This window comes from Mycobacterium sp. IDUB_9 (assembly GCF_055419505.1).
Map to the genome: position 1 here is coordinate 758,860 of NZ_JBVAXU010000001.1, position 22,730 is coordinate 781,589.

The following is a 22,730-nucleotide window of genomic DNA, read 5'->3' on the forward strand; positions in this document are numbered from 1 at the left end:
TTAACGTTCCGGATCCTCCGGCGGTAGGTCGTTGGGCGTGGCTTCGATGAGCACGCCCTCGGCGTCCTCCTGCCGGGCCTCCTCGGCGTCCGGGGCCGCGGACAGCAGAACCCGCGTCGCGCTGTTGATGAACGCCACGGTGGGTACCGCGAGCAGGGCGCCGACGATACCGGCCAGCACGCCACCGCCGGCGATGGCCAACACGACCGCCAGCGGGTGGATCGACACAGCACGGCCCATCACCAGCGGTTGCAGCACATGCCCTTCGAGCTGCTGCACGGCGATGATCAGGCCGAGGGTGATCAGGGCGTAGACAAACCCCTTCGCCAGCAGCGCCACCACCACCGCCAGGAATCCGGCGACGACCGCACCGACGAGCGGGATGAAGGCGCCCATGAACACCAGTGACGCCAGTGGCAGCGCCAGCGGGATGCCCATGATCGCCAGCCCGGTACCGATGCCTACCGCGTCGACCAGGGCCACGAGGAACGTGGCTCGCATGTAGCCGCCCAAAGAATGGAAACCGGCCCGCCCGGCGCTCTGGACCCGGTCACGCACATGGGTTGGAAACACCTTGGTGACGAACGCGAAGATGCTGCGCCCGCCCTGCAGCAGGAAGATCAGCGTGAACAGCACCAACAGCGCGCCGGTGAGCAGCTCGGTGAGGGTGCCCGCGGTGGACAACGCACCTGTGGTGAGCTTCTCCTGGTTGCGTTGCAGCGCCTCGATCGCGGTGTTGCCGGCTTGGTCGATCTGCTCCTTGCTCAGCTGCAGCGGGCCGTTGATCAGCCAGTTGCGCAGCCCGTCGATGCTTCGGGTCACCTGTTCCACGAGTTGCGGTGCGCCCTCGATGAATTGGGAGATGACGAAGCTCAGGATTCCGCCCACCACCGCGAAACTGGCCAGCAACACCAGCGCGACCGCGGCTCCGCGGGGTGCCCCGCGGCGGTCCATGAAATCGACGGCGGGCAACAGCAACGCAGCGACCATGGTGGCCAGGGCCACCGGCACCACGATCACCTCAAGGTGTTTGATGAGCCACAGCAATGCCAGGATGGCCCCCAGAATGACCAGGAGTCGCCATGACCAGGCAGCAACCTTGCGGACGAACGGCGTGACGGCCTCATCAGCAACAGGATCCAGTGACATGTCGGTAGCCTAATGCGGCGCGCCGCCGCAACCCGTGATGTCGGCGCGACCTGCGCGGTTACCCTGTAGGGCGTGTCACAGGACGCGCCGGCCGACACAGCCCGGGACCGGGCCGGCTCCACGCGCGGCAAGTACTGGTGGGTGCGATGGGCGATCATCGCACTCGCGGTCACGGTGCTCGCTGTCGAGGTGACCCTGGTCTGGGACCAGTTGGCGAAGGCCTGGCGCAGCCTGCTCACCGCGAACGGATGGTGGGTGCTGGCGGCAGTGGGCGCCGCGATGGCCTCGATGCACAGCTTCGCCCAGATCCAGCGGACACTGCTGCGCTCGGCCGGAGTGCCCGTCAAACAATGGCGTTCGGAGGCCGCTTTTTACGCCGGCAACGCGCTGTCCACCACCATGCCCGGCGGCCCGGTGCTCTCGGCGACGTTCGTCTACCGCCAACAACGCATCTGGGGTGCCTCGCCGCTGGTGGCCTCGTGGCAGCTGGTGATGTCAGGGGTGCTGCAGGTCGTGGGTCTGGCGCTGCTGGGCCTCGGCGGGGCGCTCATGCTGGGTGCCAGCAAAAACCCACTGTCGCTGATCTTTTCGCTCGGCGCGTTCCTGGCGATCATTCTGCTGGCCCAGGCCGTGGCCACCCGACCGGAACTGATCGACGGAATCGGCGCCAAGGTGTTGTCGTGGGTGAACTCGTTCCGCGGCAAGCCTTCAGACGCCGGACTGCCCAAATGGCGCGAAATCCTGCACCAACTGGAGTCGGTCAGCCTGGGCCGCCGGGACCTCGCGGTGGCTTTCAGTTGGTCGATGTTCAACTGGGTCGCCGACGTGGCCTGCCTGGCGTTCGCCTGCTATGCCGCAGGCGGACATCCGTCGCTGGCCGGAGTCACCGTCGCCTACGCCGCAGCCAGGGCGGTCGGGGCGATCCCGTTGATGCCGGGCGGTCTGCTGGTGGTGGAGGCGGTGCTGGTACCCGGCCTGGTGTCCTCCGGGATGACGCTGGCCGCGGCGATCTCGGCGATGCTGATCTATCGGCTGGTCAGCTGGATCTTCATCTCGACAATCGGGTGGGTGGTGTTCTTCTTCATGTTCCGGACGGAGAAGGACATCGATCCGGACGCCGGCGGGCCGGCAATTCAACCAGGGGCCGGCGGGCCGGCAATTCAACCAGGGGCCGGCGGGCCGGCAATTCAACCAGGGGCCGGCGGGCCGGCAATCCAACCGGGGGCCGAAGCACCCTCCCCGAAATCCGAATCCTGAACCCCGAGCGCTAGGAGACGTCCATGCGAGTCCGGTACGCGATCGCAGTGCTCATGCTGACCTTGGCGGGATGTTCGTCGGCACAGACTCCGCAGTCGGAGTCCACCACAACCACCACCCCGCCGCCGGTGGTCACGCCGGTGGTGGGATCGGTTCTGGCCGAACCGGTCCCGGTGGCGGCCACCGATGGACGCACTCACCTGGCGTACGAGCTGATGCTGACCAACACCTCACCGGGGGCTGTCACCCTCAACTCACTGAGCACCGTGGCCGGTGACCGCAAGTTGCTCACGCTGTCCGGGGACAGCCTCAAGTACTGGACCCGGGCGGTGGGCAATTCCGCCGTCGGCACTAACGTGATCGGACCCGGACAGAGTGCCTACGTGTGGCTGGACGTGATCGCCGACGATCCGACGCAGGTGCCCGGAGAGCTCACCCATGAACTCGGGATCACCGTGGCCAAGCCGATGCCTCCGCTCGTTCCGCCGACACTGACCGAGTCCCTGGCGCCGGTGTCCGTCCAGACCCGTAAGCCGGTGTCCATCTCCCCGCCGCTGACCGGTGACAACTGGGTCGACGCCAACAGTTGCTGTGATATGACACCGCACCGCATGGCACTCAACCCGATCAACGGAAAGATTTGGGCGGCAGAACGATTCGCGATCGACTATGCGCAGCTCGGCGCCGACGGCCGGATCTTCGCGGGTGACCGGGCGAAGGTCACGAGCTACCCGTATTTCGGCTCGGAGATCCACGCAGTCGCCGACGGACCGGTGGTGGCGGTACTCGACGGACTGAACGAGCAGGTCCCAGGCGTCACGCCGAAGGGTCTCACTCTTGCGCAGTACGGCGGCAACCACATCGTGCAGGACATCGGCGACGGCAACTACGCCTTCTACGCGCATCTGCAACCGAACAGTCTCAAGGTCAAGCCGGGGGACAAACTCAGCACCGGGCAGGTCATCGGCACCCTGGGCAACTCCGGCAACTCCGATGCGCCGCATCTGCACTTCCATGTGATGGACGGGCCGGATCCATTGGCGTCCAATGGCTTACCATTTACCTTCAAATCGTTCCGGCTGGATTCCCGGCTCACGTCGCTGAGCGCCGCGGACGCACTCTTCGACGGGAAGCCGGCCGCACGGCAACCGGGCTTCGCCGAACGCGACCAAACCGACGTCAGCCCACTGGTACTGGATGTGATGACCTATGCGACGAGCTAGCGGCACGGCCTTCCTGGCCGACCTGATCTGTGTGGTGGTGTTCTGCACCATCGGACGGCGCAGCCACGCCGAGGGCCTGACGGTGGCCGGCGTGGCCGAGACCGCATGGCCGTTTTTGACCGGGACGCTGGTGGGTTGGTTGCTCTCCCGCGGCTGGCAGCGGCCGACGTCGTTGGCGCCCACCGGGATCGTGGTGTGGGTCAGCACGGTGGTGGTCGGCATGGTGCTGCGCAAACTGACTTCCGCCGGTGTGGCCGTCAGCTTCATCATCGTCGCCTCCCTGACCACGGCCCTGCTGCTGTTGGGCTGGCGTGCCGTGCTCGCCGGGCTGCGACGCCGTCAATCTGCCTGAGCCGCATCCTGTGTCGGTGAGGCCGACATGGCCACGGTCAGCGTGGCCCGCAAGCCACCGAGTGGCCCGTCGGACAATGTGATCTCGCCGCCGTGCAACTGGGCCTGCTGCGCCACGAGTGCCAGGCCCAGTCCGGAACCGCCTGCCATCGCGGTGCTGCCCCGGCGGAACCGGCCCAGCACCGTCTGGTGCTCCTCGACCGGTAGCCCACGGCCGTTGTCGTCGACGGTGATGACCAGGAACTCGTTGCTGCGGTGTGCGGTCAGCACGACCCGGGTGGCCTCGCCGTGGACGATCGCATTGCGAACCAGGTTGTCCACCGCAATACGCAGGCCGCCGGGCCAGCCCATCACCAGGCCGATGTCGTCGGCGACGTGCACGTCGATCCGGACATGCTCGGTGCCCCTGGCGTTCTCCCGGACCACCCGGTCGAGCAGATCGGCGAGGTCGATCAATTCGCGGTCCTCGGCCTGGGCCAGTTGCCCCGAGGCGAGTTGGCCCAGCGCGGTGATGATGGCCTCCACCCGGCGCTGTGCACGGGACAGGTCGGCGACCACTTCGTCCCGTTCGGATTCGGGCAGGTTGTGGATGCGCAGCGTGTCCAGGTCCGCGCGCATCGCCGTCAGCGGGGTGCGCAGCTCATGCGCGGCGTTCGCGGCGAAATCCTGTGCCGCCTGAAGGGAATTGGTGGTGGCGCGCTGTGCGGTGGCCAGGCGGGTGAGCATGCCTGCCATCGCCTCCGAAAGGTCCTCGGCTTCCCGCACGCCACGCACCTTCGGCATCGTGTCGGTGCCGCTGTCCAATTTCGAGGTGTGCTCGGTGAGTTTGCGCAGCGGCCGGATGGCCGGCCCCGCTAACAGCCAGCCCAGACCGCCCGCCACCAACACAGTCGCCACACCGAACACGCTGTACAGCGGAATCCTGTTGGGGCTCAACAAAATACTGTCCGCACGGATACCGATGGACATCAGCACACCACCGTGCTGGTCCACTTGGACGGTGCGCACCCGGTAGTCGACGCCGTTGACCTCGACGGTCTCGGTACCCGGCGGCAGCGCGGGCAGCTGGAAGCCCCGCTGGAACACCACCTGCCCCGTCGAACGTGACCGGCCGGTGGTCAACACGCCGCGCGTCGGATCCTGGAGATGCTCGGGGTTGATGCTGGCATCGACGATCGAATCGAGCCTGCGATCCAACTGTGCAGAGTCGTTGTTCGCCAACACCACCGAGGTCAGGATGGTGAACACCGCGACCACCGCCGCAGCCGCCAGCGCCGCGGCCACCGCGACCCTGGTGCGCAACGACGCGGAACGGATGAAGCCGAAGATCCGCACCTACTGCTGGTTCCTCACCGAATCCATCACGCATCCTCCCGCAGGACGTACCCGATCCCGCGGACGGTATGGATCACCCGGGGCACGTCGGGTCGCTCGAGCTTGCGCCGTAGATACGAGATGAAGACGTCAGCCACATTGGTATCCACATCGAAGTCGTATCCCCAGACCAACTCGAGGAGCCGCTGCCGGGACAACACCACACCCGTGTTCTCCGCCAACACGGCCAGCAGGTCGAATTCCCGCTTGGTCAGGTCGACGCGGTCCCCGCCGACGAACACCAACCGGCGGGCGGTGTCGATGGTCAGCGCCCCGACGGTCATGGTGTCCGACGGACGGTCGGTGTGGCTGGCCCGACGCAACAATGCGTTGAGGCGTGCCACGAGCTCGCCGAGGTCGAACGGTTTCGTCAGGTAGTCGTCCGCGCCGGCTTCCAGGCCCGCGATGCGATCGTTGACCGTGTCACGCGCCGACAACACGCAGATCGGGATCTCGTTGCCCAATGCCCGCAGCGCGGTGACCACGGCGACGCCGTCGAGTTCGGGCATCTGAACGTCGAGCACGAGCGCGTCATGCGACTCGTTCGACAACAGGCGCAGTGCCTCCTTGCCGGACGCCGCGACCCGGACATCGAACCCCGAATGCCGCAATCCGCGGGCAACCGAGGTACGCACATCCGGGTCGTCGTCGACCATCAGCACCGTGCGGTTCACGCTCTCGGGTGTCACGTGTCCTTCGCCGCTGGCGGGGGTTGCATCCACCCGCACTCGGTTACGGGATGGAGGGAGCCGGAGCTTCGCCGCAGCGGTTCTTCAGGTCTACCAGCGGCTGGCGGATACCGGTCAGTTCGGCCTTCGTCTGGGGGTTCGCGTCCATGTAGTCCTGCACCTTGGTCTTCACCTCTTCACGCGGCAGGCCTTCCAGGCCGGTGAAGAAGTTGTTCACGTCGGGATGGGTGAACAGATAAGCCGAGGTCGATGCCGACACACCCGACGCCACGCCGGCCAGGTCAGCTGCGCTGCAGTTGGGTGGGTTGTTCGCCGGGTCGTCGGCCAGCGCCGACGGGATGGCGCCGAACAGCATCGCACCAGCTACAGCGCCGGTGCCGGCCACGCCAGCTACCACGCGCCGCGCATTTCGGGCCGAGAGCAACATGGTCAAGCTCCTTCATCGGATGGGGAAGGCCGTAACCCCAAACGGTTATCGGCTCAAGAAAGCTAAGCAGAATCCGTGACGACTTTCCTGCCTTGTGCGCAAACCGCCACTTCGGGCCGCAAACCCGCAGTTCAGCGGCGCCACCGCGACGACGCGAGGACGGTGGACCTAGCGCGTCGAGGCCCTGGCCGGTCCCGGAAGCGGACCGGAGCCCGGGGCCACGGCCGAGGCCGGTGAGGATTGCGCCGGCACCGCGACGCTGGGCACTCCGACGTTCTGCGCCGAGGGCAGGGAGCCCGGCAAACTGCCGGCACCAGTCCCGGCCGGTGATTGGGTGGCCTGCACCAGCCCCATCAGCTGCGGCAGGGTGACCGGCAGCTTGCAGCGCGTGCCCAGCGCGGTCAGGGGCTGCTGCAACTGCTGGATGTCCTTGGCAGCCTGCGGGTTGGCATCGAAGTAGGTCTTGAGAGCCGCGATCGACTGGGCTCCACCCTGCTGCTGACTGATCGTGGTCAGGGCCTGGTTGGTCTGTGGATGCGTGTCCAGGTAGTTGCCGATGTTGGTGGCCACACCGCCCGCGGTGCGGGCGACCTCACTGGCCGCACAGGGATCGGTCGCAGCTGTGGCGGACGGAACCATGAGCGCGGCCACCGTCGCACCGCCCGCCGCAGTCGCCGCGAAAGCCACGGCCAGCGAGCGGCGCAATCCACCGTTGGTCGGTTGCATGGAGAACTCCTTCAGCGTGGGCCCCGGCGCACGCGTCAGCCGGGGTCGTCCTTGGCTATGTCGCCGGCCGGCGCTGTTCCGTTAGCGACACTGACGTAACGCTACGGAGGTCAGCTGTGGATATTGCTGTGAGAAGTCTCAGGGCGATCTCAGAACCCGAAGAGAGCGGGTCACCCTACACCGGTAGAGGTACGCTCTCGCTGACACAAGCCAGGACACGCCCAGCCATGTTGGGGGAGAAAGCGGGGACCTCGCATCCAGCAGTTCATGATGCGCTTGAGCAGCTATCTGCGCAGATTCCGCTGGGCGGTTTTCGCGACATGGTTACTGCTTCTGGTGCCCTCGATCTACCTCGCGATCAACCAGTCGTCCAATCTGACCGGCGGCGGTTTCGACGTCGAAGGTTCACAGTCGCTCCACGTCCAGCGGCAGCTCGAGGAACATTTCCCGGATCAGGGCGCGTCCCCGCTTGCCCTGATCGCCTCTCCGCGCGCGGATGCCTCGTTCGAGGACATGAACGCCGCGGTGGCCACGCTGGAGAAGATCGCCGGCCAGGTGCCCAGCGTCAAGATCGTGCCGAATCCGCAACAGCCGGCCCCGCAGCCCGACCGGCCGTACGTCCTCACGTTGCAGCTGGACTTCAACAACACCGGCGCGGTAGACGTGGCCAAGCAGCTCCGCCAGAAGGTCGGGGTGCACGGCGAAGATCCGGGTGAGAGCGAGAACGGCAAGGTCAAGTTCTACGTCATCGGGCAGGGCGCCCTCGGTGCCGCCGCCACCCAGGCCACCAAGCACGACATCGCCGCGGCCGAGAAGTGGAACCTGCCGATCGTGTTGATCGTGCTGCTGGCGGTGTTCGGCTCACTGGCCGCCGCGGCGTTGCCGCTGGTGCTCGGCATCTGCACGGTCGTGGTGACCATGGGCCTGGTCTATCTGCTGTCGATGTACACGCAGATGAGCGTGTTCGTCACGTCGACGGTGTCGATGTTCGGCATCGCCTTGGCCATCGACTACTCCTTGTTCATCCTGATGCGGTACCGCGAAGAGCTACGCGCCGGGCGTGATCCGGCCGATGCGGTCGACGCCGCGATGGCCACCTCCGGTCTGGCGGTGACACTTTCGGGACTCACGGTGATCGCCTCGGTCACCGGCATCTACATCATCAACACCCCCGTCCTGGTATCGATGGCCACCGGCGCCATCCTGGCCGTGGCGGTCGCGGTGCTGACCTCCACCACGCTGACCCCGGCGGTGCTGGCGACCTTCGGCAATGCCGCCGCCAAGCGGTCCTCCTACCTGCACTGGTCGCGGCGCGCCGAGGCCACCCAGTCGCGTTTCTGGACCCGATGGACCGGCGCGGTCATGCGTCGTCCGTGGGCTTCGGCCGTCGGAGCGACGATCCTGTTGCTCATCCTGGCGGCACCGGCGTTCGGCATGGTGCTGGGCAACAGCATGCAGCGCCAGTTCGAGCCCACTCACGAGATCCGCGGCGGGGTCAACGCCGCCGCCGATGCGTTGGGTCCCGGCGCGCTGGGCCCGGTTCGGGTGCTGGTGACCTTTCCGGGGGGAGACGGCGCCGGTGCTTCAGGTCCTAGGGGCACCGCCACGATCGACGCGGTCCGCCAGGAGATGACCAGGACACCGCACGTGGTGAACGTGCAGCCGCCCGTGTTCGCCGACAACAACACCAGCGCGCTGCTGTCCGCCGTGCTGTCGGTCGACCCGGAAGACCTGGCCGCCCGCGAGGCCGTCGACTGGATGCGCGACAACCTGCCCGCAGCGGCCGGGTCGAACGCACGAGTCGACGTCGGCGGCCCGACCGCCCTGATCAAGGACTTCGACGACCGGGTGTCCAGCACCCAGCCACTGGTGTTCCTGTTCGTCGCGCTGATCGCCTTCGTGATGCTGCTGGTGTCGATCCGGTCGGTATTCCTGGCGCTCAAGGGTGTGCTGATGACCGTGCTGTCGGTGGCCGCGGCCTACGGCAGCCTGGTGGTCGTCTTCCAGTGGGGCTGGTTCGAGGAGTTGGGCTTCGAGAAGATCAGCTCGCTCGACAGCACGGTTCCGCCGTTGGTCCTGGCAATGACCTTCGGTCTGTCGATGGACTACGAGATCTTTCTGCTCACCCGGATTCGGGAGCGGTTCCTGCAGACCAACAACACCCGTGACGCGGTTGCCTACGGAGTCAGCACCAGCGCGCGCACCATCACCAGCGCTGCGTTGATCATGATCGCGGTCTTCATCGGGTTCGCTTTTGCCGGCATGCCGCTGGTGGCCCAGCTCGGGGTGGCCTGTGCGGTGGCCATCGCCGTCGACGCGACCGTGGTCCGGCTGATCCTCGTGCCCGCACTGATGGCCATGTTCGACGAATGGAACTGGTGGCTGCCGCACTGGCTGGACCGGCTGCTGCCGGAGGTGGACTTCGAGAAGCCGTTGCCGAAGGTCGAGGTCACCGATCTCGTGATCATCCCCGACGACATCTCCGCGCTCGGTCCGAGCGGGTCGGACCTGCGCATGATGGTCCGTACCGCCGCCCGGATGAAACATCTTGCCCCACAGACGATCATCGTCACCGATCCACTGGCGTTCAGCGGCTGCAGCAAATCATCGGCGCGGCTCGCGGCGCGGCGGCCGGGCGGCCCGAAACGCTGCCCCGGGGTGCACCCGGTGACGATGTGGCGAGGCAGGCTTTCGGTAGCCGTGGACGCGCTGGAGGCCGAGGCCGAGGCTCAGCGCGCTCCGATGGAACGCCTCGGCCCGGTCGAGACCACCAACGTGCAACTGCCGACCGGTGATCGGCTGCAGATCCCGACAGGCGCCGAAACCCTGCGGCTCAAAAGTTATCTGGTCATGTGCCGCAACAGCACCAAAGACTTTGAAGAGTTTGCTGATCTTGCCGAGTCGATGGAAACCGAGACTGCAGCGCTGGTGTTGTCGGGCATGGACCGGTATTACTGTGGGCAGAACCCGAAGAGCAGATGGGTGGCCACGCAGCTGGTGCGGCGGCTGGCCGACCCGCAACCATCCGATGAACACGAGTTCGCGATGTCGGACCCGGATGCGGCTGCCGAATGGGAGAAGGTCAGGCAGCGCTGCCTGTCAGTTGCGGTAGCGATGCTGGAGGAGGCGAAGTGACGTTGGCCCCCGACGTCCGGGAACCGAGGGATGCGCGGACTGCGCGTCGCGACGAAATTCAGCCGGCCCAAACGTCTCCTCGACGTCCCCAGGCACCTGCTGCCCAACGCACCGCCGGGCAGCGCTCGTCGGCCCAGCGCACTACCACCCAACGGACCAACGTTCAGCGGCCGGCGTCGACTCAACGTCCTGCGTCGGCTCAGCGCACCGCATCGGCTCCGCGCACGGCGACACCGCGCGACACGGCGTCACGCACTTCCGGGCAACGCAGTTCGGCACAACGCTCCCAGAACGCGCCCGCACAGGTACAACGGACACAGGAGCAACGCACTCCTGGGCAGGACACCAAGGCACAGCGCACACAGGGGCAAGGCACGCAGACACCACGCACACCGGTACAGCGCTCGCAGCAGCCGGCACAGCCACGACAACCACGTCAGGGCCAGGCCGCGCCGCCGCAGCGTCAACCCGCCTTCGACGATCGGCCGGTCGAGTACTGGCCGACCGCGGCGATCCGTTCGGCCCTGGAGACCGACGACATGGCGGTATGGCAGCGCATCGTCGCCGCCATCAAGCGTGACCCCTACGGCCGGACCGCCCGACAGGTCGAAGAAGTACTGCAGACCGCCCGGCCGTACGGAGTGTCCAAAGCGCTGTCGGAGGTCCTGGTGCGCACCCGTGAGCACCTGGAAGCCACCGAGCGCACCGAGGTGGCCCAGCAGATCCAGGCCATGCTGCGTCGCTCCGAACTGCAGGCGCCCGAGTTCGCCTCGCGAATCGGAGTGTCCAACGAGTCCTTCGCGGATTACCTGGAAGGCACCGTCAGTCCACCGGCCTCGCTGCTCCTGCGCATGCAACGGCTCTCGGACCGGTTCGCCAAGCTCTCCTCACAGCGTTCGGCCAAATAGTCCGCCTCGGTCAGGCGCCGCGTCAGCGGGAGTGCAACGGGGTCACATTGTCGACGAGCCAACGCCCGTCCGTCTTGCTCAAGGCGACCCGCAGCGCCAGCACCGCATTGTCGGTGGGTTTGCCCGGCGCACTCTGCGTTCCGCGCATGACCACCGCCACACTGGCCACCTGTGGACCCAACGCCTCCACCCCCGCCGAGATCGTGGAAGCGGTCGCCGACACGTTCTTTTTGGTCAATTCCTTTGCCACATTGGCGAATTCGTTCTTGAACTGCCCGGCCTGATCCGGCGACATCATCCCCGTCGCGCGGTCGATGGAGGAGGTCGGGCTCTGGGGACTGAACGTGGCAGTGGCCTCGGAGACGCTGCTGGCGATGCGGACCACCTCGTCGCGGTCGTTGTTGAAAGTGCGGTCGGGCACCGTCCAGCGCAGGTAACCCACCGTCACCGCGGCCACCACCGCCGCGGCGGCCACGCCCGCGACCGCCAGCCGCAGTCCGGGGGCGTCGTCGTCGGTGCCCAATGTCACGCCGTCGCGACGGGCCAGGACGATGTTGACGACGATGCCCTGCACGATCAGCAGGCAGAGCACCGAACACAGCGAGACCCACCACAGCGGCCAGGCCAGCGCGAGGCCGATGTACATCAGCGCCGCGATCGCAGCCAGCGGAGCGCCGATGTCGAACGCCAGGACGCGCAACCGGTTCCTCATCGGATCGGCTCCAACCGCGAGACCATCAGAGAGCCGTCGACGTCAGAGACGTCCAGCCGCAGGTTCCAGCGCACCGTCTGAGGTTTGTCGGTGCCGGCGTTCTCGCTGACCGAGGTGGCCACCACGAGCACGGTGTCGGTTCGCGACACCATCCCGGTCAGTTCCGCCTTGCGCGCAGGCGCCGGGCGACCATCAGGGCCTGGCGGCGCGTGGTACAGCGATTCAATGGCCACCGAGTCGATCTGGCCGGTGGTGCGGGCCTGCAGCCGCTGCACCAGATCGCGGTAGGGCTGCACGGCCGCGTCGAAGTCGGCATTGAGCTGACCGACGGTGCCCTCGCGCAGCTTCTGCATACCGGCCTCGACAGAGTCCTTGTTGATGTTGACCAGGACACTGGTCCAGTCGGCTGCAGTCCGCAGAACCCGGGTCTGGTACGCGCGCTCATCGGACTCGCTGCGGTGGCCGGACCACACCATCACGGCCAGGACCACCGCGGCGACCGCGATCAGTCCCGCCACCGCCGATGCGAAGCCGAAGCCGGTGATCGCACCGCCGGAGTGATCGGCTGCGCTTTCCTTGCTGTCCTTGCTGGAGGGCGCCTCGGGCATGGCCGTGAGGGTACCGGCAGCCGAACTGCCCCAGCGCACCCGCAGCCTTCTGGAAGAATGTCGGGGTGACGGTAGAAGCGATCAAGTCAGGTATCGACCTGAGCCATGTCGACCCGCAGGCCCGCCCCCAAGACGACCTTTTCGGCCACGTCAACGGCCGTTGGTTGACCGACTACGAGATTCCCGCCGACCGCGCCACCGACGGCGCCTTCCGGCTGCTGCACGACCGCGCCGAGGAACAGATCCGCGATCTCATCACCACCGCCGCTGCTGCGGCGACATCGGACGGAGGGACCACTTCCTCCAGTTCGGGCACCGACGAGCAGCGCATCGGTGATCTGTACGCCAGCTTCATGGACGAGCAGGCCATCGCCACGCGCGGCCTGGCGCCGCTGCTGGCAGAGCTCGCCATGATCGACGGCGCTGCGGACAGCGACGCGCTGGCCGCCGTCCTGGGCGGGCTGGAACGCACCGGGGTGTCCGGCGGCGCCGGCGTGTACGTGGACACCGATTCCAAGGATTCGACGCGGTATCTGCTGCACATGAGCCAGTCCGGCCTCGGGCTGCCCGACGAGTCGTATTACCGCGACGAGCAGCACGCCGAGATCCTGGCGGCCTACCCGGGCCACATCGCCCGAATGTTCACCCTGGTGTACGGGGCGGACACGGCGGCCACTCAGACCGACACCGCGGCCCGGATCGTCGCGCTGGAATCCAAACTGGCCGCCGCTCACTGGGACGTGGTCAAGCGCCGCGACGCGGACCTGACCTACAACCTGCGCAAGTTCACCGACCTGTCCGCCGATGCCCCCGGATTCGACTGGACCGCCTGGTTGGGCGCGCTCGGCACCACCCCTGAGAACGCCTCCGAGCTGGTCCTGCGTCAGCCCGATTATGTGACGGCCTTCGCCGCGCTGTGGGCGAGCGAGGACCTGGAGGACTGGAAGGCCTGGACGCGCTGGCGCGTCATCCACTCGCGCGCCGGGCTGTTGACCGACGAGCTGGTGGCCGAGAACTTCGACTTCTACGGACGCACCCTGAGCGGCACCGAGCAGAACCGCGATCGCTGGAAGCGCGGTGTCTCGCTGGTGGAGGGCCTGATGGGCGATGCCCTGGGCAAGCTCTACGTTGAGCTGTACTTTCCGCCCGAGGCCAAGGCCCGGATGGACGAGTTGGTGGCCAACCTGCGCGAGGCGTACCGGGTCAGCATCAACGACCTGGACTGGATGACGCCGGAGACCCGCGCCAAGGCGCTCGTGAAGCTGGACAAGTTCACCCCCAAGATCGGATATCCGGCGCGCTGGCGTGACTACTCGGCCCTGGTGGTCGAGCGCGATGACCTCTACGGCAATTACCGGCGTGGCCACGTGGTGAACTCCGACCGCGAGCTGGCCAAGCTGGGCAGCCCGGTGGACCGCGACGAATGGTTCATGACACCGCAGACGGTCAACGCCTACTACAACCCGGGGATGAACGAAATCGTCTTTCCCGCAGCGATTCTGCAGCCGCCGTTCTTCGATGCCGAGGCCGACGACGCCGCCAACTACGGCGGTATCGGGGCGGTGATCGGTCACGAGATCGGTCATGGTTTCGACGACCAGGGCGCAAAGTACGACGGTGACGGCAACCTGGTGGACTGGTGGACCGATGCCGACCGCGCCGAATTCGGCGCTCGCACAAAGGCTTTGATCGATCAGTACGAACAGTTCACCCCGCGTGGGCTGGACGGCTCGCACCACGTGAACGGCGCGTTCACGGTCGGGGAGAACATCGGCGACCTCGGCGGGCTGTCCATCGCGCTGCTGGCCTATCAGCTGTCGCTCAAGGGCAAGGAGGCCCCGGTGATCGACGGGCTCACCGGCGTACAGCGCGTCTACTTCGGCTGGGCCCAGGTGTGGCGGACCAAATCTCGTGACGCCGAGGCGATCCGACGATTGGCGGTGGATCCCCACTCACCGCCGGAGTTCCGCTGCAACGGCGTCATCCGCAATATCGACTCGTTCTACGAGGAGTTCGAGGTGGCCGATTCCGACGAGCTCTACCTGGAACCGGCTCAGCGCGTGCGCATCTGGAATTGAGGCCGGTAGACCTGTTCGTCTGAAACGTTGGGAGCGACTTTGGTTGACGATGTTCGTCACGACGAGGACGCGGACGTCGACTGGTTCTGGGGCGTCATAGCCGAGGCCTCGCGGAGCCGCGATCATCTTCGTGAAATTCTCGGACGACTACCGAAGCGCTCCGTCTACAAGTTCCAAGATCTGTTCTTGGACTTCGCCGCCGAGCTCCAAGACGAGCCCTATCGGTGTAATCTCGGGCCCGACGAGTCTGAGGATGGCCTGGAAGACGCAGCACACTGGGTAGTCAGCCAAGGGCGGGTGAGATATGAAGCGGTCCTCGCAGAGCCGAGCCGGATGCCGTCGCACGTCGACGTCGGTGATCCAGCCAACCTTGGTGGGCTGGCTTACGAGGTCTACTTTCACCGGTTCGGTGAGCCGCTGGACTTGATCTAGCCCCGATACCAAAAACCCCGCAGCGAGGCTGCGGGGTTTTTGGTATCTGCGTTCTGCTAGAACATCTGCCAGTCGGATGCACCGTCAGGCGTGTTGTACCAACCGCCACCGGTGTTCTTGATCACCACCGGGTCGCCGCTGCCGAAGTTGTCGTAGAACCACTTGGCGTTTTCCGGGCTGAGGTTGATGCAGCCGTGACTGCTGTTGCTCCTGCCCTGCTGGGCGACCGACCACGGCGCGCTGTGCACGAAGACGCCGCTGTTGTCGATGCGAACGGCATCCTTGACCTTGAGCTTGTAGCCCTCTTTGGAGTCCACCGGCACCCCGTAGGTGGATGAATCCATCACGATGTCGGGGAACTTCTCCAGCACGTAATAGGTGCCGTTCTTGGTCTCATGCTTGCCGTCGGGCTTGCCCATCGACACCGGGAAGGTCTTCTCCAGCTTCCCGTTGCGCAAGATCTCCATCTGGTGGGCCTTGTCGTCCACCGTGGCCACCAGGTAGTCGCCCACCCGGAAGCTCGACTTGGTGCCCGCCGCGTCGATGTTCACCACCGTGTTGGACGGCCAGAAGTCCTGCGGGCGCCAACGCAGCTGCGTGTCGGTGACCCAGTAGAACCGGCCCGCCACGGGCGGGTTCGACGTGATCCGGATGGCGTCCTGAGCCAACTGCCGGTTGGCGATCGGCCGCTGGAAGTTGATGTAGATGGGCTTGGCGACACCCACCATCGATCCATTGACCGGGTTGAACGACGGCGGCAGGAACGGCGCTTCACCGGTGAACGGCGTGGAGCTCTGCCCGGGGGCGTTGCCCTCTGTGAACGGGACGGTCGGGGAGCCGTAGTTGATGATCGGCGCGGGCGTCGTAGGAGCACCCGGAACGGTGGCGGCCGGCGCCGCCGCGTCGACGGGCGGAGCGAACGGATCCGGCGCCGGGGCCGGAACAGCAGGGTCGACGGGTGCCGGCGGCACCTCGGGGTCTGCATAGGCGGATGGGCTGAGCACCAGTCCACCGGCGAGCCCCGCAGCCATGAAAGCAGTGATCAGTCGACGTTTTGCCGATTTCGGCATGAGTAACCTCCAGACAGCACAACTTGCTCCAGTGTCTCACAGCGCGGCAACCAGCTACTGCCGCGAGAAGCCGTTATTCCCCGGCAGCGACCGGTCCCACGGCGCTGAACTGCGGTGTTTATCGACTGTGACTCTCGTTGCGTTACTTCTCGCAGGCTGCGTAGGAAACTGTGAATACGCCGCGAGACAACGCGACGCCAACCATCGCGACGATGATCAGGGCAGCGGCGGCGCCAACGGTCGGGGCCGCGCCGCCGTGGTCGTAGAGGCCGCCACCGATCAGCGCGCCGCCCATGATGCCGACCTGGAAGGCCGCGACGTACCGGCCGGAGGCGCCGTCGGGGTCGTCCGGGGAGGTGCGCATTGCCGAGGCCTGAAGCATCGGTGGCAACGCCGTGGACGCCGCGCCCCAGACCACCACCGACCCCGCACCGAGCGCCACCACAGCCGGCCCGGACCACGCTTCAAGCGCCAGGACCGACAAGGACAGCAGCGCAGCGGCCAGTGCGGCCAGACAGCACACCACCGAGGCCTTGGGCCACAGGTCGAGGGGTCTGGCCATGGCCGCCATCCCAGCCAGCCCGGCGATGCCGAATCCGGCCAGCAGCCAGGCCAGGTGCGGGCCGTGTATCCCGACGACGTCCCGGATGATCACCACGATGAAGGTGAAGGCGATGAAATGCCCGGTGACACCTATCAGCGTGAGCATCGACAGCGTGAGCAGACGACGGTTGCGCCGGCGGTTGCGCGGGGCCCCGGGTGCCGATGCGGCGGCGGACGCCGGGGCGAGCGAGGGAAGCATCGTCCACGCGGCCACGGCCACCGCAGCCGCGGTCACGGCGATCACCGCCACCGCGGGCCGCCAGCCCCACACCTCGCTGAGCGCCGCCGAGAGCGGATTGCCCACGACCAGGGCCAGGCCCGTGCCCACGTAGACCGCGGCGGTGGCCCTACCGGCGTGACTGGCCGGGACCAATCGCGCACCGATCGGTGCGATCACCGACCACATCAACCCGTGGGCCAGCGCGCACAGCACCCGGCCGCCGGCCAGCACCGCGAAGTTGGGGGCGAGCGCCGAGATCACCTGGGACACCGTCAGGCAGACCAGGGTCGCGACCAAGGTTCGGCGTCGCGGCCAGCGGGCCGTCAGGCGCACCAGTGCGACCGTGGTCAGCGCGGCGACCAGCGCGTAGCTGGCCATCAGCGTGGCGACCAGTCCCTCACTGACCTGAAGATCGGTGGCGATCGCCGGCAGCGCGCCGACCGGGAGCATCTCGGCGGTGACGTAGATGAACGCCGCCCCCGCGAGGATGGCGAGTTGCGTGGCAACGCGCGGAGTCCACGGGCTGGTGGGGGCGGAAAGCGATTCGCCGGTGACGCTGAAGGTCATGCTGGAATGCCACGGTAGTGCCATAACGCTGCTGTGCGTGGTTGCCGACCCGAGAGAACGCGCAGTGGCGGGCACAATCGATTGTGTGATTGTCGCCTTCAGCATCAGCCCGAACGGTGGGGACGAGTCCGGCAGTGTCAGCGCTGCGGTGGCCGAGGCCGTCCGGGTGGTGCGGGCCTCGGGCCTGCCCAACGAGACCAACGCCATGTTCACCAACATCGAAGGTGAATGGGACGAGGTGATGGCCGTGGTGAAACAGGCAGTAGATGTTGTGGCTGCGGTGTCGTCTCGCACCAGCCTGGTGTTGAAGGCCGACATCCGGCCCGGCTACACCGGGCAGCTCACCGCGAAGGTCGAGCGGATCGAGCAGGCGCTGGGTGACTAACGCGACTGGTCAGGCGTCGCCTCGCCGAAATCGACACCATGGTCGTCACGAACGCGGCGGAACAACCCTGACGTAGATCTCGGCGACGCTCACTGGTTAGGCAAGCTCAGGAGCGGACCAGGCGGGCGATGGCCGCCGATGCCTCGGCCAGCTTGGCCTCCGCCTCGTCACCGCCTTCTGAGACCGCCTGCGTCACACAATGTCCGAGGTGTTCGTCGAGCAGACCGAGCGCCACGGACTGCAGCGCACTGTTGACGGCGCTGATCTGGGTGAGCACGTCGATGCAGTACTTGTCCTCGTCGATCATCTTGGCGATACCCCGGACCTGACCTTCGATCCGGCGCAGCCGTTTGGCGTAGTTCTCCTTCTGCGCCGAGTAGCCATGTGCACCCGAGTTGTCTGCCGCGTCCATGACCTCATCATACCGGTACCCCACTGGGGTATGCATATCCATTTGTCCGGGAGAAACGACAGGCTGACCTGCACCGCTTGGGCATCACAAAGAATTTGGGCGGCTAACTAGCCGAGGGGCATACTTGCCTTCATGTCTTCCGACCACCCCGATATCAAGCCCCGCAGCCGCGACGTTACCGACGGCCTGGAGAAGACCGCAGCCCGCGGAATGCTCCGCGCGGTAGGGATGGGGGACGACGACTGGGTCAAGCCACAGATCGGTGTCGGGTCGTCGTGGAATGAGATCACCCCGTGCAACATGTCGCTGCAGCGCCTCGCGCAGTCGGTCAAGGCCGGCGTGCACGAGGCCGGCGGGTTCCCGCTGGAGTTCGGCACCATCTCGGTGTCCGACGGCATCTCCATGGGCCACGAGGGTATGCACTTCTCGCTGGTCTCCCGCGAGGTGATCGCCGACAGCGTCGAGACCGTGATGCAGGCCGAGCGCCTCGACGGATCGGTACTGCTGGCCGGCTGCGACAAGTCGATCCCCGGCATGCTGATGGCGGCGGCACGCTTGAACCTGGCCAGCGTCTTCCTCTACAACGGCTCGATCATGCCGGGGGTCGCCAAGCTCACCGACGGCACCGAGAAGGAAGTCACGATCATCGACGCCTTCGAAGCGGTCGGGGCGTGCGTGCGCGGGTTGATGTCGCGGGAGGACGTCGACATCATCGAACGGGCAATCTGTCCGGGTGAGGGTGCGTGCGGCGGCATGTACACCGCCAACACCATGGCGTCGGCGGCCGAGGCACTCGGCATGTCGCTGCCCGGCAGCGCGTCGCCCGTGGCCGTCGACAAGCGGCGCGAAGTGTATGCCCGCCAGTCCGGCGAGGCCGTCGTCGAGATGCTGCGCCGCGGCATCACCTCGCGCGACATCCTGACCAAGGAAGCCTTCGAGAACGCGATCGCGGTGGTGATGGCGTTCGGCGGGTCCACCAATGCCGTGCTGCACCTGCTGGCGATCGCCCGCGAGGCCGGGGTCGAGCTGACGCTGGCCGATTTCACCCGGGTCGGCAACAAGGTGCCGCACCTGGCCGACGTGAAACCGTTTGGCCGCCACGTGATGAAGGATGTCGACGAGATCGGCGGCGTCCCGGTGGTCATGCGCGCGCTGCTGGATGCCGGTCTGCTGCATGGTGATTGCCTGACCGTGACCGGTAAGACCATGGCCGAGAACCTCGCCCACATCGCGCCGCCGGACCCCGACGGCAAGGTGCTGCGTGCGATGAACAACCCGATCCACCCCACCGGCGGCATCACGATCCTGCACGGGTCACTGGCGCCCGAGGGTGCCGTGGTGAAGTCCGCAGGGTTCGACTCCGACGTGTTCGAGGGCACCGCACGAGTTTTCGAGCGCGAGCGGGCGGCCCTGGACGCGCTGGAAGACGGCACGATCACGCACGGCGACGTCGTGGTGATCCGCTACGAGGGCCCCAAGGGTGGCCCGGGTATGCGCGAGATGCTGGCCATCACCGGCGCCATCAAGGGTGCCGGGCTGGGCAAGGACGTGCTGCTGATGACCGATGGCCGGTTCTCCGGCGGGACGACGGGCCTGTGCGTGGGCCACATCGCTCCCGAAGCCGTCGACGGCGGGCCGATCGCCTTCGTCAAAGACGGTGACCGGATCCGCCTCGACGTGGCGAACGGAACGCTGGACCTCCTGGTCGACGAGGCCGAAGTCGCCGGGCGCAAGGATGGCTGGCAGCCGCTTCCCCCGACCTACACCACCGGCGTCCTGGCCAAATACACCAAGCTGGTGCAGTCCGCCGCCGTCGGCGCTGTCTGCAACTAACTCCCCTGCACCGCGAGCGTGCGTGCCTGCTGTCCGACACGCCGCAAAACGTCGGCATTTCTCGCACGCTCGCGGGCGGTAGAGTGGCGGTCGGGCGTGCAGGATCGCCCGACGTCCGCTCGAAGAGGCCAAGCCTCCCTGCATACTGAGTTGCCTTGTGACTGACCTCTTCTCAGCCCGATTCGCGGACACGGGCCCTTGAGAGGAGGCCGTCATGGCCAGCCGTCTGCCGAGCAATCCCTCGATCGACCATCTGCGCGCTGAAGCCCGCAAGCTGCAGCGCGCGGATCGCACCCCGCTGCACGAAGCCCAATTCGCCGTCGCCCGCGACTACGGCTTCAGCAGTTGGCCCAGGCTCGTGCATTATCTGCGCGACGCCGCCAAGCTCAGCATCGACCCCGGTGCGTTCGACGAGGACAACCTCGAGCCGGCCGAGCGGTTCTGCGCGTGGGCATCGTTGCGTTACAACGAGACTGACGCTCCCCCACGTTGGCAGGCCGCCGCTGAACTGCTCGCCGCCACACCGGATCTGGTCGACCGGCACATTTGGGCCGCCGCTTCAGCGGCCGATCCCGCCGCGCTGGCCCGGCACCTCGCCGAGCCAGTTCTGGCGTCGACCGGGGGCGGCCCGTTCGGCTGGGTGCCGTTGCTATACCTGAGCTACAGTCGGGTTCCCTTGGGCCGCAACGCTGACGACGTACTCACGGCCGCGACTCTACTGCTCGATACGGGCGCCGACCCGAACGCGGGCTACCTATGGTGCGGCTTGTCGACGCCGTTCACCGCACTGACCGGGGTGTTCGGCGACGGTGAACAGGGCCCGCGGCGACAACCGCCCCACCCCTTCGCGACCGAACTCGCCACTCTGCTGCTGCAGCGCGGCGCACATCCGGTCGATCAGCAGACGCTGTACAACCGGATGTTTCGGGCCGACGATTCCCACCTGGAACTGTTGTTCGCCCACGGCCTGGCCGATGCCGGTCCGAGCCCGTGGGAACTGCGTCTCGGCGAGGCAATGGAAACTCGAGAACAGCTGTGGCAGCGCCAGATCAGCTGGGCTGCCGAGCACGGGTTCACCGCGCGGCTCGACCTGTTGGCCCGGCACGGAATCGACATATCCGGAGTGGAGGCGGTGACGCCGGTGTTCCCCGACGATCCCAACGCCTTTGACGACGAGGGTGCGACCCCGCTGCACCAGGCCGCGTGGTCCGGCGACCTCGAGCTGATTCGGCGGCTCCTCGACGCCGGCGCCGACACGACCATCGTCGACCGGAGGTTCGGCTCCACTCCTCTGGATTGGGCCGAGCATGCCTACCAGTCCGAGGCGGCCGATCTGCTGCGGCCGATAACTCCCCCTCATGTGCGTCATCGTGATTCTTCGTCGTCGGTCAACGGGCCTTTGTGACGTCGTTGACGGCGTTGAGACCGTTGAGGGTGCGCGGATAGCCGATGAACGGAAGCACCACGGTCAGCACGGACAGCAGGGTGGACCGGTCATTGCCGACGTTGAGATTGGCTGCTACGTGACCCATTACCTGCGCGTCGGCTCCGCCGAGTGCGACGAGCATCGAAAAAGTCAGCAACTCACGCATTTTCACGTCTATCCCGGAGCGGGTGAGGTAGTCGCCGAAGCAGTTCGCTGACAGGTAACGCTGGAAGTGGCTCTCGTCATCGGCGGCGGCCGCATACATGTCGTCGACGCGCTCATCCCCAACGATGCGCTTCTGCACCGCCATGCCCTTGTCTGCCCGGGTTTCCGGTGCCGTGGTGGACTGGCCGGGCAGCGGCAACTGCACACCGCGCTCGGTCAGCACGTCGTTGGTGGCGTGCAAGAAATCGAATACCTTGGCCAGACCGACATACGGCACAGCCTGATAGACGATCTCCTTGACCTCCACCGGTGTCACCCCGGCCGTCAGTGCGGCCCCCAGCATGGCCCGGTACTCACTGACCGCTTGAGAGGCGATGATCGAGGCCAACTGAACCATCAGCCGGGTGCGCACGTCCAAGTTGGCGTCGCCCAGTACCTCATCGAAAGCGAAATTGTCGAAGACTTCGATCAACTCGGGGTCGGTGACCGCCAGGTCTGAAACGTGATCGGGAAAGAGCTCATCGTGGTTGCGTTTGGCGGTTTCACTGATCGCCATGGTCACTCCTTATGGTCAGCCGAGATATTCCTCGTCGGTGACGTGCTCAAGCCACGTCGTGGTGGTGGGGTCGTCGGCGTTGTCGAGCATGGCGAGGTGTTCCATGAACGAGTCGGGGCTGGCGCCGTGCCAGTGCTCCTCGCCCGGCGGGCAGTAGATGGTCTGCCCGGGGTGGGCCTCGACCTTCTCCGCGCCTCGCGACTGCACCCATGCCACTCCCTGGGTGACGTGAAGCGTCTGGCCCAGCGCGTGTGAATGCCAGGCCGTGCGGGCGCCCGGCGCGAACCGCACCTTGGCGACCGTCATCCGTTGCCCCGCTTCGCGCGGGTATGCGATCGGATCCAGCCAGACGTCGCCGGTGAACTGCTCGGGCGGGTTCTTGATGGTCGGGTTGCGGGCGTCAACCTGCATGTCCGTTTCCTCT

21 protein-coding genes and 1 pseudogene are annotated in these 22,730 nt (G+C 66.6%); 10 read left to right on the forward strand and 12 right to left on the reverse strand.

Features of this window, described 5'->3' with window-relative positions; translation table 11 throughout:
• Complete coding sequence (locus tag ACZY08_RS03680) at positions 1-1,149, reverse strand: AI-2E family transporter (protein WP_463743230.1); 1,149 nt, start codon at positions 1,147-1,149, stop codon at positions 1-3.
• A 72-nt stretch (positions 1,150-1,221) separates the two neighbouring features.
• On the opposite strand from ACZY08_RS03680, the gene ACZY08_RS03685 reads away from it, so the two are divergent.
• The 3 genes from ACZY08_RS03685 to ACZY08_RS03695 are packed head-to-tail and all read left to right on the forward strand — an operon-like array spanning position 1,222 to position 3,981.
• The gene (locus tag ACZY08_RS03685) at positions 1,222-2,406 is read left to right on the forward strand and encodes a lysylphosphatidylglycerol synthase transmembrane domain-containing protein (protein WP_463743231.1); all 1,185 of its coding nucleotides are present in this window, start codon (positions 1,222-1,224) and stop codon (positions 2,404-2,406) included.
• A gap of 23 nt (positions 2,407-2,429) precedes the next feature.
• Entirely contained in the window at positions 2,430-3,629 is a 1,200-nt protein-coding gene (locus tag ACZY08_RS03690; protein ID WP_463743232.1) for a peptidoglycan DD-metalloendopeptidase family protein, read from the forward strand.
• Positions 3,616-3,981 (forward strand): DUF3054 domain-containing protein, encoded by a 366-nt coding sequence (locus ACZY08_RS03695; RefSeq protein WP_463743233.1) that lies wholly within the window; start codon positions 3,616-3,618, stop codon positions 3,979-3,981. Before ACZY08_RS03690 ends, ACZY08_RS03695 begins: the two co-directional genes overlap by 14 nt.
• Here ACZY08_RS03695 and ACZY08_RS03700 read toward each other — a convergent pair.
• The 4 genes from ACZY08_RS03700 to ACZY08_RS03715 form a co-directional block, all read right to left on the reverse strand.
• Entirely contained in the window at positions 3,969-5,315 is a 1,347-nt protein-coding gene (locus tag ACZY08_RS03700; protein ID WP_463743234.1) for a HAMP domain-containing sensor histidine kinase, read from the reverse strand. The genes ACZY08_RS03695 and ACZY08_RS03700 overlap by 13 nt on opposite strands.
• A 26-nt stretch (positions 5,316-5,341) precedes the next feature.
• Positions 5,342-6,010 (reverse strand): response regulator transcription factor, encoded by a 669-nt coding sequence (locus ACZY08_RS03705; protein ID WP_167769574.1) that lies wholly within the window; start codon positions 6,008-6,010, stop codon positions 5,342-5,344.
• Positions 6,011-6,086: 76 nt separating this feature from the next.
• Positions 6,087-6,470, reverse strand: a complete 384-nt coding sequence (locus ACZY08_RS03710; RefSeq protein ID WP_463743235.1) for a heme-binding protein — start codon at positions 6,468-6,470, stop codon at positions 6,087-6,089.
• A gap of 168 nt (positions 6,471-6,638) precedes the next feature.
• Positions 6,639-7,196, reverse strand: a complete 558-nt coding sequence (locus ACZY08_RS03715) for a hemophore (RefSeq protein ID WP_463743236.1) — start codon at positions 7,194-7,196, stop codon at positions 6,639-6,641.
• 267 nt (positions 7,197-7,463) lie between these two features.
• Between ACZY08_RS03715 and ACZY08_RS03720 the strand changes: the two genes are divergently transcribed.
• Together ACZY08_RS03720 and ACZY08_RS03725 are read left to right on the forward strand one after the other, a co-directional pair.
• Positions 7,464-10,331: an MMPL family transporter gene (locus ACZY08_RS03720; protein WP_463743237.1), complete on the forward strand. Its 2,868-nt coding sequence runs from the start codon at positions 7,464-7,466 to the stop codon at positions 10,329-10,331.
• A gap of 461 nt (positions 10,332-10,792) precedes the next feature.
• A pseudogene (locus tag ACZY08_RS03725) lies at positions 10,793-11,239 on the forward strand (hypothetical protein); the annotation flags it as partial.
• Positions 11,240-11,261: 22 nt separating this feature from the next.
• Here ACZY08_RS03725 and ACZY08_RS03730 read toward each other — a convergent pair.
• Positions 11,262-11,951, reverse strand: a complete 690-nt coding sequence (locus tag ACZY08_RS03730) for a hypothetical protein (RefSeq protein ID WP_463743238.1) — start codon at positions 11,949-11,951, stop codon at positions 11,262-11,264.
• Entirely contained in the window at positions 11,948-12,559 is a 612-nt protein-coding gene (locus ACZY08_RS03735) for a hypothetical protein (RefSeq protein WP_463743239.1), read from the reverse strand. Before ACZY08_RS03735 ends, ACZY08_RS03730 begins: the two co-directional genes overlap by 4 nt.
• Positions 12,560-12,624: 65 nt before the next feature.
• Between ACZY08_RS03735 and ACZY08_RS03740 the strand changes: the two genes are divergently transcribed.
• Positions 12,625-14,637, forward strand: coding sequence for a M13 family metallopeptidase (locus ACZY08_RS03740; protein ID WP_463743240.1), 2,013 nt, complete (start codon positions 12,625-12,627; stop codon positions 14,635-14,637).
• 39 nt (positions 14,638-14,676) lie between these two features.
• Positions 14,677-15,069, forward strand: coding sequence for a DUF4240 domain-containing protein (locus ACZY08_RS03745; RefSeq protein ID WP_463743241.1), 393 nt, complete (start codon positions 14,677-14,679; stop codon positions 15,067-15,069).
• A gap of 56 nt (positions 15,070-15,125) precedes the next feature.
• Here ACZY08_RS03745 and ACZY08_RS03750 read toward each other — a convergent pair whose 3' ends face one another.
• Together ACZY08_RS03750 and ACZY08_RS03755 are read right to left on the reverse strand one after the other, a co-directional pair.
• Positions 15,126-16,139 carry a L,D-transpeptidase gene (locus tag ACZY08_RS03750; RefSeq protein WP_463743242.1) on the reverse strand — a complete coding sequence of 338 codons (1,014 nt, stop codon included), beginning with the start codon at positions 16,137-16,139 and terminating at the stop codon, positions 15,126-15,128.
• A 142-nt stretch (positions 16,140-16,281) separates the two neighbouring features.
• Positions 16,282-17,529, reverse strand: a complete 1,248-nt coding sequence (locus ACZY08_RS03755) for an MFS transporter (RefSeq protein WP_463743243.1) — start codon at positions 17,527-17,529, stop codon at positions 16,282-16,284.
• Between the two features lie 85 nt (positions 17,530-17,614).
• Between ACZY08_RS03755 and ACZY08_RS03760 the strand changes: the two genes are divergently transcribed.
• Entirely contained in the window at positions 17,615-17,914 is a 300-nt protein-coding gene (locus ACZY08_RS03760; protein WP_463743244.1) for a thiamine-binding protein, read from the forward strand.
• Between the two features lie 106 nt (positions 17,915-18,020).
• On the opposite strand, the gene ricR is transcribed toward ACZY08_RS03760, so the two are convergent.
• The gene (ricR, locus tag ACZY08_RS03765) at positions 18,021-18,326 is read right to left on the reverse strand and encodes a copper-sensing transcriptional repressor RicR (RefSeq protein WP_463743245.1); all 306 of its coding nucleotides are present in this window, start codon (positions 18,324-18,326) and stop codon (positions 18,021-18,023) included.
• Between the two features lie 132 nt (positions 18,327-18,458).
• On the opposite strand from ricR, the gene ilvD reads away from it, so the two are divergent.
• Entirely contained in the window at positions 18,459-20,159 is a 1,701-nt protein-coding gene (gene ilvD, locus ACZY08_RS03770) for a dihydroxy-acid dehydratase (protein WP_463743246.1), read from the forward strand.
• A gap of 214 nt (positions 20,160-20,373) precedes the next feature.
• On the forward strand, positions 20,374-21,564 hold the full coding sequence (locus ACZY08_RS03775; RefSeq protein WP_463743247.1) for an ankyrin repeat domain-containing protein: 1,191 nt from the start codon (positions 20,374-20,376) through the stop codon (positions 21,562-21,564).
• Here ACZY08_RS03775 and ACZY08_RS03780 read toward each other — a convergent pair.
• Together ACZY08_RS03780 and ACZY08_RS03785 are read right to left on the reverse strand one after the other, a co-directional pair.
• Positions 21,548-22,306 carry a carboxymuconolactone decarboxylase family protein gene (locus tag ACZY08_RS03780; protein WP_463743248.1) on the reverse strand — a complete coding sequence of 253 codons (759 nt, stop codon included), beginning with the start codon at positions 22,304-22,306 and terminating at the stop codon, positions 21,548-21,550. The genes ACZY08_RS03775 and ACZY08_RS03780 overlap by 17 nt on opposite strands.
• A 15-nt stretch (positions 22,307-22,321) precedes the next feature.
• On the reverse strand, positions 22,322-22,717 hold the full coding sequence (locus ACZY08_RS03785) for a (R)-mandelonitrile lyase (protein ID WP_463743249.1): 396 nt from the start codon (positions 22,715-22,717) through the stop codon (positions 22,322-22,324).
• Positions 22,718-22,730 lie beyond the last annotated feature (13 nt).